Annotated in this window: 14 protein-coding genes; 6 read left to right on the plus strand and 8 right to left on the minus strand. The window is 64.2% G+C overall.

What is annotated here, in order from left to right; all coding sequences use genetic code 11:
- Window positions 1–69: 69 nt before the first annotated feature.
- On the plus strand, window positions 70–966 hold the full coding sequence (gene rpoH, locus AC2FLM_RS16830; protein ID WP_234137885.1) for an RNA polymerase sigma factor RpoH: 897 nt from the start codon (window positions 70–72) through the stop codon (window positions 964–966).
- A gap of 132 nt (window positions 967–1098) precedes the next feature.
- Here rpoH and AC2FLM_RS16835 read toward each other — a convergent pair whose 3' ends face one another.
- The gene (locus AC2FLM_RS16835) at window positions 1099–2277 is read right to left on the minus strand and encodes a dipeptidase (protein WP_496859221.1); all 1179 of its coding nucleotides are present in this window, start codon (window positions 2275–2277) and stop codon (window positions 1099–1101) included.
- 139 nt (window positions 2278–2416) lie between these two features.
- Between AC2FLM_RS16835 and AC2FLM_RS16840 the strand changes: the two genes are divergently transcribed.
- Both AC2FLM_RS16840 and AC2FLM_RS16845 read left to right on the plus strand, forming a co-directional pair.
- On the plus strand, window positions 2417–2686 hold the full coding sequence (locus tag AC2FLM_RS16840) for a DksA/TraR family C4-type zinc finger protein (RefSeq protein ID WP_234144895.1): 270 nt from the start codon (window positions 2417–2419) through the stop codon (window positions 2684–2686).
- Between the two features lie 189 nt (window positions 2687–2875).
- Window positions 2876–3265, plus strand: coding sequence for a VOC family protein (locus tag AC2FLM_RS16845; protein ID WP_496859222.1), 390 nt, complete (start codon window positions 2876–2878; stop codon window positions 3263–3265).
- 41 nt (window positions 3266–3306) lie between these two features.
- On the opposite strand, the gene AC2FLM_RS16850 is transcribed toward AC2FLM_RS16845, so the two are convergent.
- From AC2FLM_RS16850 to AC2FLM_RS16860, 3 genes are read right to left on the minus strand one after another with little or no spacing between them, the layout of a single operon-like run.
- Entirely contained in the window at window positions 3307–3690 is a 384-nt protein-coding gene (locus AC2FLM_RS16850) for a hypothetical protein (protein ID WP_496859223.1), read from the minus strand.
- A complete protein-coding gene (locus tag AC2FLM_RS16855) occupies window positions 3684–4250 on the minus strand; it encodes a hypothetical protein (RefSeq protein ID WP_496859224.1) in 567 nt (188 codons plus the stop codon). The genes AC2FLM_RS16850 and AC2FLM_RS16855 overlap by 7 nt, the downstream gene beginning before the upstream one ends.
- Entirely contained in the window at window positions 4244–7072 is a 2829-nt protein-coding gene (locus tag AC2FLM_RS16860) for a Hint domain-containing protein (protein ID WP_496859225.1), read from the minus strand. The genes AC2FLM_RS16855 and AC2FLM_RS16860 overlap by 7 nt, the downstream gene beginning before the upstream one ends.
- A 435-nt stretch (window positions 7073–7507) precedes the next feature.
- On the opposite strand from AC2FLM_RS16860, the gene AC2FLM_RS16865 reads away from it, so the two are divergent.
- Window positions 7508–8425 (plus strand): LytTR family DNA-binding domain-containing protein, encoded by a 918-nt coding sequence (locus tag AC2FLM_RS16865; RefSeq protein ID WP_496859226.1) that lies wholly within the window; start codon window positions 7508–7510, stop codon window positions 8423–8425.
- A 79-nt stretch (window positions 8426–8504) separates the two neighbouring features.
- On the opposite strand, the gene AC2FLM_RS16870 is transcribed toward AC2FLM_RS16865, so the two are convergent.
- The 4 genes from AC2FLM_RS16870 to AC2FLM_RS16885 form a co-directional block, all read right to left on the minus strand.
- Window positions 8505–9278: an HNH endonuclease gene (locus tag AC2FLM_RS16870; RefSeq protein ID WP_496859227.1), complete on the minus strand. Its 774-nt coding sequence runs from the start codon at window positions 9276–9278 to the stop codon at window positions 8505–8507.
- On the minus strand, window positions 9275–11095 hold the full coding sequence (locus AC2FLM_RS16875) for a M3 family oligoendopeptidase (RefSeq protein ID WP_496859228.1): 1821 nt from the start codon (window positions 11093–11095) through the stop codon (window positions 9275–9277). Before AC2FLM_RS16875 ends, AC2FLM_RS16870 begins: the two co-directional genes overlap by 4 nt.
- A 135-nt stretch (window positions 11096–11230) precedes the next feature.
- Window positions 11231–12193: an alpha/beta hydrolase gene (locus AC2FLM_RS16880; protein ID WP_496859229.1), complete on the minus strand. Its 963-nt coding sequence runs from the start codon at window positions 12191–12193 to the stop codon at window positions 11231–11233.
- Window positions 12193–12483 (minus strand): SCP2 sterol-binding domain-containing protein, encoded by a 291-nt coding sequence (locus tag AC2FLM_RS16885; RefSeq protein ID WP_496859230.1) that lies wholly within the window; start codon window positions 12481–12483, stop codon window positions 12193–12195. The genes AC2FLM_RS16880 and AC2FLM_RS16885 overlap by 1 nt, the downstream gene beginning before the upstream one ends.
- Window positions 12484–12562: 79 nt before the next feature.
- On the opposite strand from AC2FLM_RS16885, the gene AC2FLM_RS16890 reads away from it, so the two are divergent.
- Entirely contained in the window at window positions 12563–13132 is a 570-nt protein-coding gene (locus AC2FLM_RS16890) for a tetratricopeptide repeat protein (RefSeq protein ID WP_496859231.1), read from the plus strand.
- 33 nt (window positions 13133–13165) lie between these two features.
- Window positions 13166–16000, plus strand: a complete 2835-nt coding sequence (locus AC2FLM_RS16895) for a helicase-related protein (protein WP_496859232.1) — start codon at window positions 13166–13168, stop codon at window positions 15998–16000.
- Window positions 16001–16005: the final 5 nt, after the last annotated feature.

The following is a 16005-nucleotide window of genomic DNA, read 5'->3' on the forward strand; positions in this document are numbered from 1 at the left end:
CTTGAATGGGCAAAATAGGCGACCCATATCCTATGTTAAGTCCTTAAACATTTGGGAGGGACATTGATCATGGCGAATTACACCACCCTGCCGGCCCCCACGCCCGAAGGCGGTCTGAACCGCTATATGCAGGAAATCCGCAAGTTCCCGCTGCTGGAACCGGAAGAGGAATACATGCTGGCCAAGCGCTGGGTCGAGGAACAGGATGCCGAGTCGGCCCACAAGATGGTCACCAGTCACCTGCGTCTGGCCGCCAAGATCGCCATGGGCTATCGCGGCTATGGCCTGCCGCAGGCCGAGGTGATTTCCGAGGCGAACGTAGGCCTGATGCAGGCGGTGAAACGGTTCGACCCCGAAAAGGGGTTCCGTCTGGCGACCTATGCCATGTGGTGGATCCGCGCCGCGATCCAGGAGTATATCCTGCGCTCGTGGTCGCTGGTGAAACTGGGCACCACCAGCGCCCAGAAAAAGCTGTTCTTCAACCTGCGCAAGGCCAAGGCCCGTATCGGCGCGCTGGAAGAGGGCGATCTGCGCCCCGAGAACGTCGCCCGCATCGCCCATGACCTGGGTGTGAGCGAGGATGACGTGATCAGCATGAACCGGCGCATGTCGGGTGGCGATGCCTCGCTGAATGCCACTGTCGGCTCCGAAGGCGAGGGCACGATGCAATGGCAGGACTGGCTGGAGGACGAGGATGCCGACCAAGCCGCCGATTACGAGGCGCGCGACGAGCTGGAGGCGCGGCGCGAATTGCTGGCCTCGGCCCTGGATGTGCTGAACGAGCGCGAAAAGGACGTGCTGACCCAGCGTCGGCTGATGGACCAGACCGTGACGCTGGAGGATCTGAGCGCGCAATACAATGTCAGCCGCGAACGTATCCGTCAGATCGAGGTGCGCGCCTTTGAAAAGCTGCAAAAGCGCATGCGCGAGCTGGCCCGCGAAAAAGGCATGCTGATCCCGGCCTGACCGGCCCGCAGGTGAATATTTATGGCGGAATGAAGAGAGGGGCCCGGCGGGGCCCTTCTTGTTGCGCGCATTTCAAAGAAGGCGCGAGATCGCCATGCGCTGCGGCGACCGGGCCCGCGCGCCCGTCAGGAATTACCGCAGCCGGGCGCGCAGGACGCGGACCATGTTGTCGCCCATCACCTTGCGGATCTGCTCTTCGCTCACGCCCGCATCCAGCAGCGCCGAGGTAAGTGCGGCCAGTTCCGAGGTGTCAAATGCGGTTTCCACCGAACCGTCATAATCGGAGCCCAGCGAGACGTGATCGGCGCCCACCGTCTCGATCGCCTTGACGATCATCTTGGCGATACCGGTAGGGGTGATGTCGTCACAGGCGACCTCGGCCCAGTAGCCCATGCCGATCACCCCGCCGGTGGCGGCAATCTCGCGCATCAGCTCGTCGGGATAGTTGCGTTTCACCGGGCAATGGCCGTGCAGCCCGCCATGGCTGACCACCAGCGGCATGTCGGTCATCGCCAGCACGTCGCGCGCCACCTGCTGGCTGGAATGGGCCAGGTCGATCACCACCGGACGGCGGGCCAGTTCGGCCACTACGGCGCGGCCGAATTCGGTCAGGCCGGTGTCGGCTTCGCCATGCAGCGAGCCGCCCAGCTCGTTGTCGAAGAAATGTTGCAGCCCGTAGACCCGGTGCCCGGCGTCAAAGATCGGGTCGAGATTGGCAAGATCGCCCTCGAGCGGATGCGCCCCCTCGATCCCCAGGATGCCGCCCACAACCGCCGCGCCGCGCGCCTTGGCAGCGAGCACTTCTTCCAGATCGGCGGCGGTCTTGATGATCTTGAGGCGCCCACCGGCGGCGGCCTCGACCTTGTGCAGTTTTTCCGCCTGCCAGATCGCCCGTTCGCGCAGGCTGGTCCAGGTGCGCAGCGGCCAGAGCTGGCCCACCGCCAGCAGGGTGATGTTGTCGAACGCCTCGGCCGAGTTGCTGTCATAGTTCTGCCCGGCCGGCGATTTGGTAACTGCGGTAAACACTTGTAGCGCCACGTTGCCCTCGATCAGGCGGGGCACATCGACCTGGCCGCGGGTGCCGCGCTGGCTCAGATCGCGGCTCCAGAGCAGCGGATCGGCATGCCAGTCGCCCACGATCAGGTCCCTGTGCAAGGCAGCGGCGCGGTCGCTGACCGGATAGGGGGCATGGTCGATCACGTTGTTGGACGTGTCCTCGACATATGCAGGCAGAAAGCCGAAGAACACGACCGCCCCGGCAATCGCCGCCAGCACCAGCAGTCGCACCGCCCATTTCAGAACCTTCCGCATGATCAACTCTCCCTGATGCGATCTGGCGCCAGCCTAAGCGTCGAATATGTCAGGGCAAAGACTGACCCTGCGTCTAGCCGGGCAGAGTTGCATCGTCACGTGGCCGCGCTAGGATGATGGTCCCAAGGGAGGAGCGATCATGGCCGGAGGCTGGGCCCGCGACGGCGCGGTGAGCGAACAGATCGAGGCATCGATCTCGGACGAGCTGGCGCGGATGCAGGCGCGCCGCGCACCGGTGGGCGAGAGCCTGACCCATTGTGCCGAATGCGAAGAGGAGATCCCCGAGGCACGACGGCAGGCGATACCGGGGGTGAAGCTGTGCCTGGACTGTCAGCAGGAGCGCGACGGCGCCGTCAAGCTGCGCGGGGGCATCAACCGGCGTGGGTCGAAAGACAGCCAGCTGAAGTGATCCGGGTACACCCGGCAACGGCGGACGATCCGGCAGAAACTCCGGACGCGCTGGCATTCCAACACGGAACGGTCTGAGGCAATCGAAGGGGGCGGAGTCGGCTTGTCATAAGCCGCCGCTCGGCGGACCCGGTCAAACATCGGCCGCGCCGTCCGACCGATCACCCTGGACAACCTTGTGAGGACAATCATGACCACAATCGACCACCTGAGCCTTGGCGTGCCCGACGTTGCGGCAGCGCAGACCTTTTACACCGAACTGTTGTCGACCCTCGGCATCAGCTGTCTTGCCTCGGGTGAGGGGTTCGCGGCCTATGGCAGAGAGCGCGTTGCGTTCCTGTTGCTGTCGCCCTTTGACGGCGGAGCGGCCAGCGCGGGCAATGGCGCGCATGTCGCGTTTGCTGCCCCCAGCCGCGACGCGGTGTCGGCCGGTCATGCCGCCGGGCTGGCGGCAGGCGCGACCGACGAAGGTGCGCCCGGTCCGCGCGAGGCTTATCCGATGCCTGGGGTCTTTGCCGCCTATCTGCGCGACCCCTGGGGCAACAAGCTGGAGATCGTGCACGGTGGGTTCTCAGGCTGACCCCGTGCGGCACGGCACCTGCTGTCGTGCCGCATCACCCGTCAGTACGCGTGTTCCCGCGTGATCCGGCGCAAGTCGCGTTGCAGGCTGCGTTCCTGCGTTGGCGTCAGGCCGGACCCCTTCTGCCACGGCTTTTCCTCGAAGATGTCGGAAAACAGGTTCCCGTCTCCACTCTCCAGGCTGGCACCATCGAAATAGCGCTCAAGCCAATGCCAGGCGCTGGCCAGGATCTCGCGACGGGTTCGGCGCCAGGGCTGGTTCTGCCCGGCGGTGACCGCGACGCTGACCACGATCGCGCTTGTCTCGGGAGATTGTTGTCCGGCGAGGCTGAACCGAAGTCTGACGCGGGCGGACACGCGGGCCGCGTTCTCGTCGCGGCTGGTCCCGAGAATGGCTGCGCGTTCGCGATGGATATCCATCACCATGCGGTCTTGCCCGCCTCGGGCATCGCCGTGTGGGATTCGCAATCGGGGGCAACGACCAATCTGGATGGCTTGTGCGTGCGACCGACCCATGTTCGGCGCAGGAAAAGCCCGGCGCTCAGGAATACGGTCCCCTGCCGGATGACCGCACTTTCGGTCAGCGTGAATGCGGCGAGGACGGCAAGCATCGCGAACCCGATCAGGATACGGCGCCGCCGGTTGCGCACATACGCCGCTCGCGCCGTATCCGTTGCGTCGCACTCGACCGGTGCTTGCGGGTCTGGAGGGGGCTGTTTCCCGCCCGCGACCAGGGCCAGAGCCAGCCCGCAGACGAACAGCATCAGTGAAACTGCAAGGTAGAGTACGAGCGCCACCCCGATCCCCTCGCCCAGAACAAGCGCAACCACTGCGACGCAGGCCCCCGCCACTCCGCTGCCAACGGCAAGAAGCGGGGCTGCCCCGGAAGGAAGCCGGTCGCCATGCTGATCTGCCTGTGGATTGCCTGTGCCGTCAGCAAGACGGCGCGGGCCCGGTGCATGAAGCCTGTCCTGTTGTCTCAGCATGGTACGATCTCCTTGTTCGACAGTCCGTGCCCCTGAAGCGTCTGCAGAAGGACAAGCGCCTCGCGCCGGTCGGCGACATAGCGGGCGGTCGACATCCCCGACGCTCCGGTTGCCCGGTCCAGGTCGGGAAACAGGGTGAGGATCTCTGCCCGGGTCGCGTCGCAAAGGGTCGACCAGCCGACCTGACCGGGATGAAAGCTCTCGCTCCAGGCGCCTTCGGACAGGATCAGTTCGTGCTGATCGAACAGCATGTGGAAATACTGCACCTCGCCCGGTGGGTCCTGGGTGATGCCCTTGCCGCCGACCAGGAACTTGGCGGGAACCAGAACCTCGGATTGGCCCAGAAAGAACTCGACCATCGGCCCCATCATCAGAACCCGGTGATTGGGCGAGACCCGCAGGTCGCGGGTGTTCTTCAGCACGCCCGCGCGAATGCGGATCGGGGCGATGTTGGGATGCGCATCGCGTGCGGTGCTGCCGATCCAGCGGATGCGCTGATAGCCGCGGTCGCGGGTGATCACCCGCGCACCCGGGCTCAGATCCTCGACCGGGATCTCGCCCGCGGCGGTGGCGATCAGCGTGCCCCGGCAGAAACAGGTCACGTTGGTGGTGTCGAAAGTCAGCTGGCCGGTCTCAACCGTCGCGCCGCCATTGTTCAGCGTCAGGCTGTCATTTGCGGCCCATCCCGCGGCGGTGTCGTTGAGCACACCATCATCCGCGTGATCCGCGCGCAGCCATTCCAGCGGGTTGCGGATCACACTCGGGTCGATCTGGCCGCTCGAAACGGCGGCGTCATAGTTGGCCTGATTGTAGAACGCGCTCAGATTGACGAAATCGTTGTTGGTCTGGTCGCCATCATCGATGGGGCCGCTGCCAAAGCCGAAATCCCCGATCGTATTGTGACCCCGCCCAATGAAGAAGAGATCGTTACCCTCGGAGCCGAACACAAGATCGTCCCCGCCGCCATCGAAGATGCTGTCATTGCCGGCGCCGCCAACCAGGGTATCTGCCCCACCGCCACCGGCCAGCGTGTCGTCCCCGGCACCGCCCACGAGCGAATCCCTGCCAGAATCGCCAAGCAGCGTGTCGTTGCCGTCCCCTCCGGACAGGGTGTTGTCCCCGGCACCGCCGCGCAGGGAGTCATTGCCGACGCCGCCCAGGACCGAATCGTTGCCATCGCCGCCGCTCAGCGTGTCGTCGCCAGCCTGGCCAAGCAGAAGGTCATTGCCGATACCGCCAAGCACCGAATCGTTGTCCGCGCCACCGTCCAGGGTGTCCGCGCCGGAACCGCCATCGAGCGTGTCGTTTCCCCGACCGCCTATCAGCAAGTCGCCGTCAGCCTGGCCAAGCAGAAGGTCGTTGCCATCGCCACCATCCAGGGTGTCAGCGCCCGAGCCGCCATCGAGCGTGTCGTCCTCGCCGCCGCCGATCAGCGAGTCGTCGCCATCATTACCAACGAGAAGGTCATTGCCCAGGCCGCCATCGAGCGTGTCGTTTGCGGTGGAAAGGCGCGGCGCGACAATCGGGTTGGTGTCGAAGGACAGCGCATAGACGACGCCGTCGTCCGAGAAATTCGTCTTGACCAGCATGAGGTCGATGCGGCTGAGCGGTACCTTGAAGGTCAAGGTCAACTCGGTATTGCCGGTGACCGCGATGGAGTTGCTCGTGCTGACGATCATGCCCGACGCGCTGATGACATAGACGCCCGCGCCATCGAATTCGACATCTCCGGATGCGACGGCCGCGTTCAGGTCGAGCACAGCGCCGTCGACCGAAATTGTCAGCCCTTCCGGGCTTTCCAGCCGATTCAGCACGATCCGCGCGCCGGCAGCCTGCGATGAGGCGACATGGGAGTGAGTTTCCCGTGATCCGATCCCGGAGATATTGAAAGTGTTGCCGAGAAAAAAGCCGTTGCTGATCGCACCGGACGAGATGAAGGTTACATTCCCCGTGTCAGAGTTTGTCGTCACCCCGAAATCCGCTCGGCTGTTCACGCCATCCAAGACCTGGTTGACCGAGGTGACCTGTTGATAGACCGGTGACAAAGGGTCGGCGCCGATGCCGCCGTCCAACGTATCCGCGCCCGACCCGCCCGACAGGCTGTCGGCGCCGGCGCCGCCGTCGAGCGAGTCGTCTCCATCGCCGCCCAGCACTGTGTCGTGGCCACGCCCGGCCTCGACCGTGTCGTTGCCGCCCTGCGCGTCGATCCGGTCATCATCGCTTTCGGGCAGTTCACCATTCAGGCCGCTGGCATCGAGATTGTCGACCAGATCGCCATCGCTGTCGCCGAGATACCTGCCATCGATCAGGTCCGCCGCGCCGGTGCCCGATACGGTTCCGTCCGAAAGTACTCCGTTTGGATCGATCGCGGAAAAGTCCTGTGGAAAGCTCAGGGCGTTCAGGTCGGTCTCGGAGTATAGCTGCCTGCCGGTCAGTCGCAGGGTCGCGATGGGCCGCATTGCTCCGTCAAGCGTCCGGAATGGCGCGATAGCGTCGCTGTCATCCGCCGCAACCGCATAGAACAGGTCGCCGTTCGACAAGGGTATCAGGGTGCCCCCTGTGACGGTCTGGAACCGGCCATCTGCAAAGGTTACCTGTACGGCGGATGACAGCACGCCCGTGATGTCTGCTGTCACCGGGCCGCCATCGGGCGCGCGATAGGTCAATGCCACCGTCGCGTCGCCGGCCCGGGGCGCGGCGTTTGTCGACACCGGCACATATCCGGCGGGTTCGAACAGCGTGCCGCCCAGACGGGTCGGCACGGTCTCTGCCCCCCGGCCGGGCATGGCTGCGCCGAGGTAAAGCCAGATGGAGTCTTGCATGTTCGTGATCCCTGTTTGCCCCCCAGCGAGCCAGTGCCGATCGGGACACAACCACCACCCGCATGAGGCGGCATCGCATTCGGAACCATCGGCACTGACGTCGCTGACGCGGTCTGAGCCCCCACCCAGTGCGCCTGCGGGAACATTAGGCAGCGACCGTGGTGACGGCAGCGCTGTTGTCACGAGTGGTGGAAACGACAGCATTTCGTGTCATGAAACGTGGTGCGGTCACCGTTCATTATCGGGAACGGTGGAACGGTTCTGACAGTGGGTGTCGGCTGGGCGGAATCGTCTCAAACGAACGTGACTGGCATGTCATCGGCGGATGATTATCTAAGCGGATCAGTGAGGTAACGAGCACGCAACGCAACAGACACAACAGAGGAACCGGTCGGGGCATGTGCCTGTCGCGACCCGGTTTCGCTCAGGTCGACCATGAGTCCGCAGAAACCGCTGACCCTTCATTTCCTGAACGGTGACAGCATCTCGCTGGCGCACCGGGATGCGGTGACGCTGATGACATGTCCGGTCGGTGTGTTCATCGTGCTGTTCTCGGCCACCATTGTCCGCGTCCTGAATATCTCGCTCCTGAACCTGCCGACGACGTTTCCCCAGACGCTGATGCTGGGCCTGGGTCTGGCGGCCGCTCTGTGGGTGGCGCTGCTCTATCTGAGCCTGACGCTGGTCTGGCTGGCGCGGGTGATGAGACATGCAATCGCTTTGCCGGTGTCGCTCATCGGCCTGACCACCAATCTGCTCAGCGATTTCACGTTGCTTTGGTCCGTGAGCGGATCATTCGATCCCGGCATGTGGGATGCGGCCTCGGTGTCCCGCGCCGTGCTGCTGGCCTACGCGATCCATCTGGGTTTCGAGTTCCTGTTCGCCGCGCTGGTGCTGCCGAAGGCCCGCGCCCGCCTGACGCGGCAACTGCCCGCCGATGCAGAGAGGCGCGATGGCGCCCCGCGTCCTTCGGACGCCGCGGCACCGCGCGCGCAGGGGCCACTTGTGATCCTGGATGGAGAGACGGTTCCGGCGGATGCGATCAAGCTGGTCGAGGCCGACGAACACTATGTCTTTGTTCACCATGACGGCCGCAAGACCCATGTGCGCGAGAGCTTTGGGGCGCTGGTCAGGGCGCTTGATCCGGCGGCGGGGATGCAGGTGCACAAATCCTACTGGGTGGCCTTCGACCATATCCAGCAGGTGAGGCCCAAGCGCGATGGCGGCTTGCGGCTTATCCTCAAGGATCAGACCGCCATTCCCGGTGCCAGACGCCGCGCCCGCGCCTTTCGCGAGGCATATGGCAAGCAGCGGCGGCTGCGCGCACCACGCCAGGACGAGGCGCAGCATTGAGCCGCGGCGCGGGCGTCAGAAAGATATGCATGTTTGAGCTAGGGTACGCGAGCGGAAACCGCCGATCTTGATCCTGCAGTTAACCGTAGTGTGCACGTCGGTGGCAATTCGGGCAGAGTGCCTGAGTGTTCTCTACCGTGTCCAAGCCGTTCTCGGAGAGAGGGACAATATGATGAACTTCCAAATAGGGAGTATTCTCTTTGGCACGAATGAATGGCGCGGTTTTTTGACAGGCGTCGCAGATACCATTGGCCAGAAAGAGACGTTCGGCCACGACATCGGGATTGCGCAAGTATGCCACCGTTTTCCTGAGCACCGATCTTGGTTGTTTCGGGGCCAACGCAAGACGGGCGCGCCGCTGTTGAGACGAGCTTGCGAGTGACGCAGCGATCTGGCTTTGAAAGCGTGCCAGCTCGCGCAAGTCTTCGGATGTGGCTTCCAGTTCCGATCTCTTTAAGAGATAGAACGAGTTCTCTTCCGGTTGTCTCGGATGCGAATTATGATGCGAAAACCCTATCTGACTGCCGTGAAGATGAGCGTTGGTGAGCGCCATTACCTTTGCTTCGGCGTGTTCAGACAGTGATGGGTGCTTCGGGTGCCCTGCTTCAATCCGCTCGAGACCGGCGGCTTCAGCTCGCGCTCGAGCGTTACCCGAATTCATTGATCGAGTTGTCTCTTCCCATCCATCTACGGTCGCAGAAATGGTCCAAGCAAGCGGTGCCATCTGTTCAGGTCGATCTTCGGGAACGAGAAAAATTAGACTGTTCCTGAAGTTGATAGCGTATAGTTTCGGATCGCTTGTTTCGCGCGTGTTGAAGCGTCGCAAACCATATTCGATTGCTTCCCGGTTCACCCTTCCATCGCCTCCAGTTCGTCGATCATGTCCGAGATCATGCTCAGGCCCTTGTCCCAGAACTTGGGGTCGCTGGCATCGAGGCCAAACGGCGCCAGAAGCTCCCTATGGTGTTTCGAACCGCCCGCCTTCAGCATGTCGAAGTATTTTTCCTCGAACCCTTCGGCGCCCTCGGCATAGACCGAGTAGAGCGCATTCACCAGCCCGTCGCCGAACGCATAGGCATAGACGTAAAAGGGCGAGTGCACGAAATGCGGGATATAGGCCCAGAAACTCTCATAGCCCTCCATGAAATCAAACGCAGGCCCAAGGCTTTCGCCCTGCACACTCATCCACAACTCGCCGATATCCTCGGGCGTGAGCTCCCCCTGGCGGCGGGCGGCGTGCAGCTTGCATTCAAAGTCATAAAACGCGATCTGGCGCACCACCGTGTTGATCATGTCCTCGACCTTGCCGGCCAGCAGCACCTTGCGCTGTTCCTGGGTCTCGGCCTTTTCCAGCATCTTGCGGAAGGTCAGCATCTCGCCGAACACGCTGGCGGTCTCGGCCAGCGTCAGCGGGGTCGAGGACAGCATTTCGCCCTGACCGGCGGCCAGCACCTGATGCACGCCATGACCCAGCTCATGCGCCAGCGTCATCACGTCGCGCGGTTTGCCCAGATAGTTGAGCATCACATAGGGGTGCACTTCGGTCACGGTGGGATGGGCAAAGGCGCCCGGCGCCTTGCCGGGCTTCACGGCTGCGTCGATCCACCCCTTCGAGAAGAAGGGCGCGGCGATTTCCCCCATGCGCGGGTCAAAGGCGTCATAGGCCTCCATCACCATGCGCTCAGCCTGCGCCCAGGGGATGGTGCGGGTATCCTCCATCGGCAGCGGCGCGTTGCGGTCCCAGACCTGCATGCGGTCCAGCCCCAACCATTTGCGTTTCAGCTCGTAATAGCGGTGGCTGAGCTTGGGATAGGCGGCAACCACCGCCTCGCGCAGGGCCTCGACCACTTCGGGTTCCACGTCGTTGCTGAGGTGACGGCCGGTCTGGGCGCTGGGCATCTTGCGCCAGCGGTCGATGACTTCCTTTTCCTTGGCGGCGGTGTTGTGCACGCGGGCGAAGGTCTTGATGTTCTCGCCAAAGACGCGGGCCAGTTCGTGGGCGGCGGCCTCACGCTTGCTCCGGTCCTGCTCGGTCAGCAGGTTCAGCGTGCCCTCGATGTTCAGCTCTTCGCCGTCGATGTCAAAGGTCAGTCCGGCGATGGTCTCGTCGAACAGCCGCTCCCAGGCGTCGCCCACCACGCCGAGGTCGTGCAGGAACCGTTCCAGTTCATCGCTCAGCTGATAGGGTTTCATTGCACGGATGCGGCGGAACACGGGCGCATAGCGGGCCAATTCTGCGTTTTCTGCAAAGCGGGCGGCCAAAGCGTCATCCTCGATCCGGTTCAGTTCCAGCGTAAAGAACACCAGCGGCGTGGTGAAATTGGTGATCTTTTCCTGGCAGTCGGACATGAACTTGGCCCGGCCCGCGTCGATGGTCAGCTGGTAATAGCGCAAGCCCGCAAAGGACATGATGCGGCCGGCGACGGCGCTGATCTTCTCGTTGCGCTGCACGCAGGTCAGCAGGGCGCCCGCATCCAGATCGGCCAGCTTGCCCTCGTAATCGGCGGCGAATGCGGCGCATTCGGTTTCCAGCCAGTCGAGGTCATGCTTCAACTCCGGCGCGTCCTCGCCGGTATAAAGATCGCTCAGGTCCCATTCGGGCAGATTGCCGAGATCCTTGGAACCGGAACCGGCATTGGCGTCGCGAAGGGGAAAGGGCAGGTGGAACATGGGGGCCTCGTCTTTGCTGGTTGCCCCACACTTAAGGAGCGCAGCCGCCCACCGCAACCGGCAAGACCGCGAGTGTGCGCTTGCGGCAGGCGGCGAGAAAATTCGACGAATTTTCTCGGGCGTGCCAGCGCGCGGTCAGGCGCTGCGTTGCAGCTGGTCGGGGGCCGAGAACAGGGCGGCCATCCGGTCATAGACCGGGTCGCGCACTTCTGGCGCCTCCATCAGCACCTCGTGTTCACCGTCCGGGATCTCGACCAGTTCGCCACGCGGCCAGCGTGCCATGCGGGCGCGCACCGCCTTGCGGTCGACGATCTGCTCGTGGGTGCCCAGGAAGGTCAGGCAGGGCAGGTCGGGCGAGGGGCGGTTCTCCAGTGCGCGGCATTCCGCCAGCGCCTCGCGCAGCCAGATATTGGTGGGAGCGCCAAGCGCCAGTTCCGGGTGCGCGGCCAGCTGATCGCGCATCATCTCGTACATCGCCGGGTCGCGGGTCAGCGCATTGCCCTCGAAGTCCTGCGCCTGCACATAGGGCTCCAACGTGGTGGTGGCGGGATGCTTGTGCCCCATGCCGATGGCCGGAGCGAGGTTGGCGGTTATCCAGCTCAGCGGCTTCATCACCGGGGTAAAGAAAATGCCCCACATCGGCCCGGTAAAGGCGCAGGCTGCGACCGGCAGCCCCTCCATCACCGCGCGCAGCCCGATGGCGCCGCCCATGGAATGGCCGACCATGAACCAGGGCTTCGGCAGTTCGAGTGTGGTGGCCAGTTCCACCGCCGCAGCCACGTCGCGCTGGAAGTCGGTGAAATTCACCACATGCCCCAGGCGGCGGTCCTCCAGCAGCCTGTCGGCCAGACCCTGACCGCGCCAATCCACCGCCAGCATGGCAAAGCCGCGCGCCACAAAGGCCCGCGCCGCATCGCCGTATTTCTCGATATATTCGGTGCGCCCGGGAAACATCAGCACGGTGCCACGCGCTTCGCCCTCGGGGCGCCAGTGACCGGCGCGGATGCGCAGACCGTCCGAGGTCTGCATCCAATGGGCCGCGCCACCGGCGGGGCCGCCGGCCACATCTTCGAACAAGGGGGCCGGCGTCAGGGTCATCAGGCCAGCACCGAGGCCAGTTTCATCGCCACGCCCATATCGCCGTCGATGGTCAGCTTGCCGGACATGAACGCGCCGGTGGGATTCAGCTCGCCCGACAGGATCTGCTGAAAGGTATCGGCATCCGCCGACAGGGTCACATCGGCCTCTTCGTCGCTGACCCGGGCGCCCGAGCCATCCAGCACGATCGCACCCATATCGGCGATGGCGAATTTGGCGGTGGCATCGAAACCGGCGCCAGACAGCTTTTCGTTCAGCTCGGCGGCGGCCTGTTCAAGAGTGTCGCTCATTGTGTTCCTCGGTCTTTGTTTGGGGCGTGACGCAGCCCTCGTGGACAACGCCGTTTAGCGCGCTAAAGTAAGGACTGTTATGATCGCATTGCCTGTAAAGCTCAAAGATATCGTTGCGGCACTCTGGCTGATATCCGCCATTTCCGGGGGGGTGTCGGCGCAGGAGGTCGAGCCGAATGACGAAGCCGTCCTGCTGGAGGAACTGGTCGGGGCCGATCCCGTGCGCGCGCGCCAGATCGACCGCGAATTGCAGGCGCTTTGGAAGCAATCGGGCTCTGCCTCGGCCGATTTCCTGCTCAAGCGCGGTCGCGACGCGCTCGAGGCGCAGGATATCCCCGCCGCCATCGAACATCTGACGGCTTTGACCGATCATGCGCCCGATTTCGCCGAGGGGTGGCATGCCCGCGCTTCGGCCTATTTCGCCGCCGACCTCTATGGCGCCGCCGTGGCCGATCTGGAGCGCGCGCTTGCGCTCAACCCGAACCAGTATGATGCGATCTTTGGGCTTGGGTTGATCTTCGAGGCGCTTGAGCGGCCTGAAACGGCCTATGCCGTCTATACCCGGGCGCTGGCTATACATCCGCATCACGAGGAAGTAACCAGTGCCGTGACTCGACTGAAATCCCGGATCGAGGGCCAGGCGCTCTGACGCGCCGCACCGGGCCGGGCAGGGGGCAGACAGGTGAGCGGATCAACGCGGATCGTGGCCGTCCTCGGCCCGACCAACACAGGCAAGACGCATTACGCGATCGAACGGATGCTGGGCCATCGTACGGGGGTGATCGGCCTGCCGCTGCGCCTGCTTGCGCGCGAGGTCTATGACAAGATCGTGGCGCTGCGCGGCCCCTCGGTGGTGGCGCTGGTCACCGGCGAAGAGCGAATCGTGCCGCCGCGCACCCAGTATTGGGTCTGCACGGTCGAGGCGATGCCCGAGGGGCTGGGCGCCGATTGCGTTGCCGTGGATGAAATCCAGCTCTGCGCCGATCCCGAACGCGGCCATGTCTTTACTGACCGCTTGCTCAGGGCGCGCGGGCTGCACGAAACGCTGTTTCTGGGCTCCGACACCATGCGCGGACCCATCGCGGCGCTGGTGCCCGAGGCGCAGTTCGTCCGCCGCGAGCGGATGAGCCAGTTGGTCTATACCGGCTCGAAAAAGATCACCCGGATGCCACCGCGCAGCGCCATCGTCGGGTTTTCGGTCGAAAACGTCTATGCCATCGCCGAGTTGATCCGCCGCCAAAAAGGGGGTGCTGCCGTGGTGATGGGGGCGCTGTCCCCGCGTACCCGCAACGCGCAGGTGGATCTCTATCAGAATGGCGAGGTCGATTACCTGGTCGCCACCGATGCCATCGGCATGGGGTTGAACCTGGATATCGACCACGTGGCCTTTTCCGCGCTCAGCAAGTTCGACGGCCGCCGCATGCGTCCTCTGGCGCCCAACGAGCTGGGCCAGATCGCGGGCCGGGCCGGGCGTGGCATGGCCAGCGGTACCTTTGGTGTGACCGGCGAGGCGCGGCCGCTTGACGAGGGCATGGCGCAGGCGATCATGGAGCACCGCTTCACCCCGCTCAAGAAACTGAACTGGCGCAACAGCACGTTGCGCTTCAACTCGGTCGATGCGCTGATTTCCGCACTGGAAGAGGCGCCCAGCGGCGAACACCTGCTCAAGGCGCGCGAGGCCGACGACCTGATGGCGCTGAAATCGCTGGCGGGCGAGGCCGAGGTCATTGCCCGCGCCAGCGATGGCGCTTCGGTCCGGCTGCTCTGGGATGTCTGCCGTATTCCGGATTTCCGCGGTATCAGCCATGCGGAACATGCTGGCCTCTTGCAGGTCATCTTTGGTCATCTGCACGAGGGCGGGCATATTCCCGACGATTTCATGGCCCGGCAAATCCGTCGCATCGACCGCACCCATGGGGACATAGATACTCTGTCCAAACGGCTGGCATATATCCGCACGTGGACATATGTCGCGCAGCGGAACGGCTGGGTTCGTGACGAAAGCCATTGGCGCGGCGAAACCCGCGCTGTAGAAGACAGGGTGTCGGACGCCCTCCATGAACGTCTGACACAGAGATTTGTGGACCGGCGCACCAGCGTGCTGCTGCGCCGGCTCAAGCAGAAGGAGGCCCTTTTGGCCGAAGTGAACGACAAGGGTGAAGTGACGGTCGAAGGTGAATTCGTCGGCCGTCTCGAGGGATTCCGCTTCATGCCGGACAAGTCCGCGCAGGGGGCCGAGGCAAAGGCGCTGAAATCGGCGTCGTTGCAGGCGCTGGCGCCGCAGTTCCATCTGCGCGCCGACCGGTTCTATAACGCACCCGATACCGAGATCGACTTTACCGAACAGGGCGGTCTGATGTGGGGCGAATATGCGGTGGGCAAGCTCACCGTCGGCGCCGATCCGCTGAAGCCGCAGGTCGAGGTCTTTGTTGACGAGGCCGCAGGCCCCGATGTCGAACAGAAGGTGCAGCGCCGCCTGCAGCATTTTATCGACCGCAAGGTCGCGGCCCTGTTCGAGCCGTTGCTCGCGCTGTCGCGCGACGAGGCGCTGAGCGGACTGGCACGCGGCTTTGCCTTCCGCATGGTCGAGAATTTCGGCATCCTGCCGCGCGCCGATGTGGCGCAAGAGGTCAAGGATCTGGATCAGGAAGCGCGTGGCGCCCTGCGCAAGCATGGCATCCGCTTTGGCCAGTTCACCATCTTCATGCCGCTCCTGCTGAAACCGGCGCCGACCCGTCTGCGGCTGGTGCTGTGGTCGCTGGCCCGGGGCCTGTCGGAATTCCCCGAGGCGCCGCCGCCGGGGCTGGTGACGGTGCCGTCGGTCAAGGATGCCGAACCGGGCGTCGATACGATGTGCGGCTATCGCATCTCGGGCGAGCGGGCGATCCGCATCGACATGCTGGAGCGTCTGGCCGACATGCTGCGTGCCAAGGACAGCCGCGCCGGGTTCGAGGCGACGGCGGACATGCTGTCGATCACCGGCATGACGCTGGAACAGTTTGCCGACCTGATGCAGGGGCTGGGCTACAAGGCCGAGCGCGGTGAGCGGACCAAGGTGAAACCGGCGCCTGTCGCGGCCGCTGCCGAAAGCGAACCCACACCTGAGGCGGCTAGCGCCACCGAGGTCGCGCCAGCGGCCGAGGCCCCCGCAGAGACAGCGGAAACCGCAGAATCGTCAGAGGCCGCCGGAGAGGCAACAGAGGCCGAACCCGAGCTTGAGGTCTTCTTCACCTTCACCTGGGCCCGTGCCGCCCGCCAGCAGCAGGGCCGTGGCCCGCGCCGCGAGGGCCGGGGTCAACCGGGGCAGGGCGAAGGCCGCGCCAAGGACCGCCCGCGCGGTGGCAAACCGCAAGAGGGCGGACGCCGCCGCGATGGCAAGCCCCAGGGCGGCAAGGGTGGCAAACCCGGCCAGCAGGGCGCCAAGACCTATTCCTCGCGCCCGCCGAAGAAGGAAAAGGCGATCGACCCCGACAACCCCTTTGCCGCCGCGCTGATGGGGCTGAAAGAGGGCAACTGAGCGGT

It is taken from the genome of Ruegeria sp. SAZD011 (genome assembly GCF_059612545.1).

Coding starts and splice junctions, on each gene's coding strand:
- rpoH (WP_234137885.1), top strand. CDS start 70: ATGGCGAATTACACCACCCTGCCGGCCCCCACGCCCGAAGGCGGTCTG.
- AC2FLM_RS16835 (WP_496859221.1), bottom strand. CDS start 2,277: ATGCGGAAGGTTCTGAAATGGGCGGTGCGACTGCTGGTGCTGGCGGCG.
- AC2FLM_RS16840 (WP_234144895.1), top strand. CDS start 2,417: ATGGCCGGAGGCTGGGCCCGCGACGGCGCGGTGAGCGAACAGATCGAG.
- AC2FLM_RS16845 (WP_496859222.1), top strand. CDS start 2,876: ATGACCACAATCGACCACCTGAGCCTTGGCGTGCCCGACGTTGCGGCA.
- AC2FLM_RS16850 (WP_496859223.1), bottom strand. CDS start 3,690: ATGGTGATGGATATCCATCGCGAACGCGCAGCCATTCTCGGGACCAGC.
- AC2FLM_RS16855 (WP_496859224.1), bottom strand. CDS start 4,250: ATGCTGAGACAACAGGACAGGCTTCATGCACCGGGCCCGCGCCGTCTT.
- AC2FLM_RS16860 (WP_496859225.1), bottom strand. CDS start 7,072: ATGCAAGACTCCATCTGGCTTTACCTCGGCGCAGCCATGCCCGGCCGG.
- AC2FLM_RS16865 (WP_496859226.1), top strand. CDS start 7,508: ATGAGTCCGCAGAAACCGCTGACCCTTCATTTCCTGAACGGTGACAGC.
- AC2FLM_RS16875 (WP_496859228.1), bottom strand. CDS start 11,095: ATGTTCCACCTGCCCTTTCCCCTTCGCGACGCCAATGCCGGTTCCGGT.
- AC2FLM_RS16880 (WP_496859229.1), bottom strand. CDS start 12,193: ATGACCCTGACGCCGGCCCCCTTGTTCGAAGATGTGGCCGGCGGCCCC.
- AC2FLM_RS16885 (WP_496859230.1), bottom strand. CDS start 12,483: ATGAGCGACACTCTTGAACAGGCCGCCGCCGAGCTGAACGAAAAGCTG.
- AC2FLM_RS16890 (WP_496859231.1), top strand. CDS start 12,563: ATGATCGCATTGCCTGTAAAGCTCAAAGATATCGTTGCGGCACTCTGG.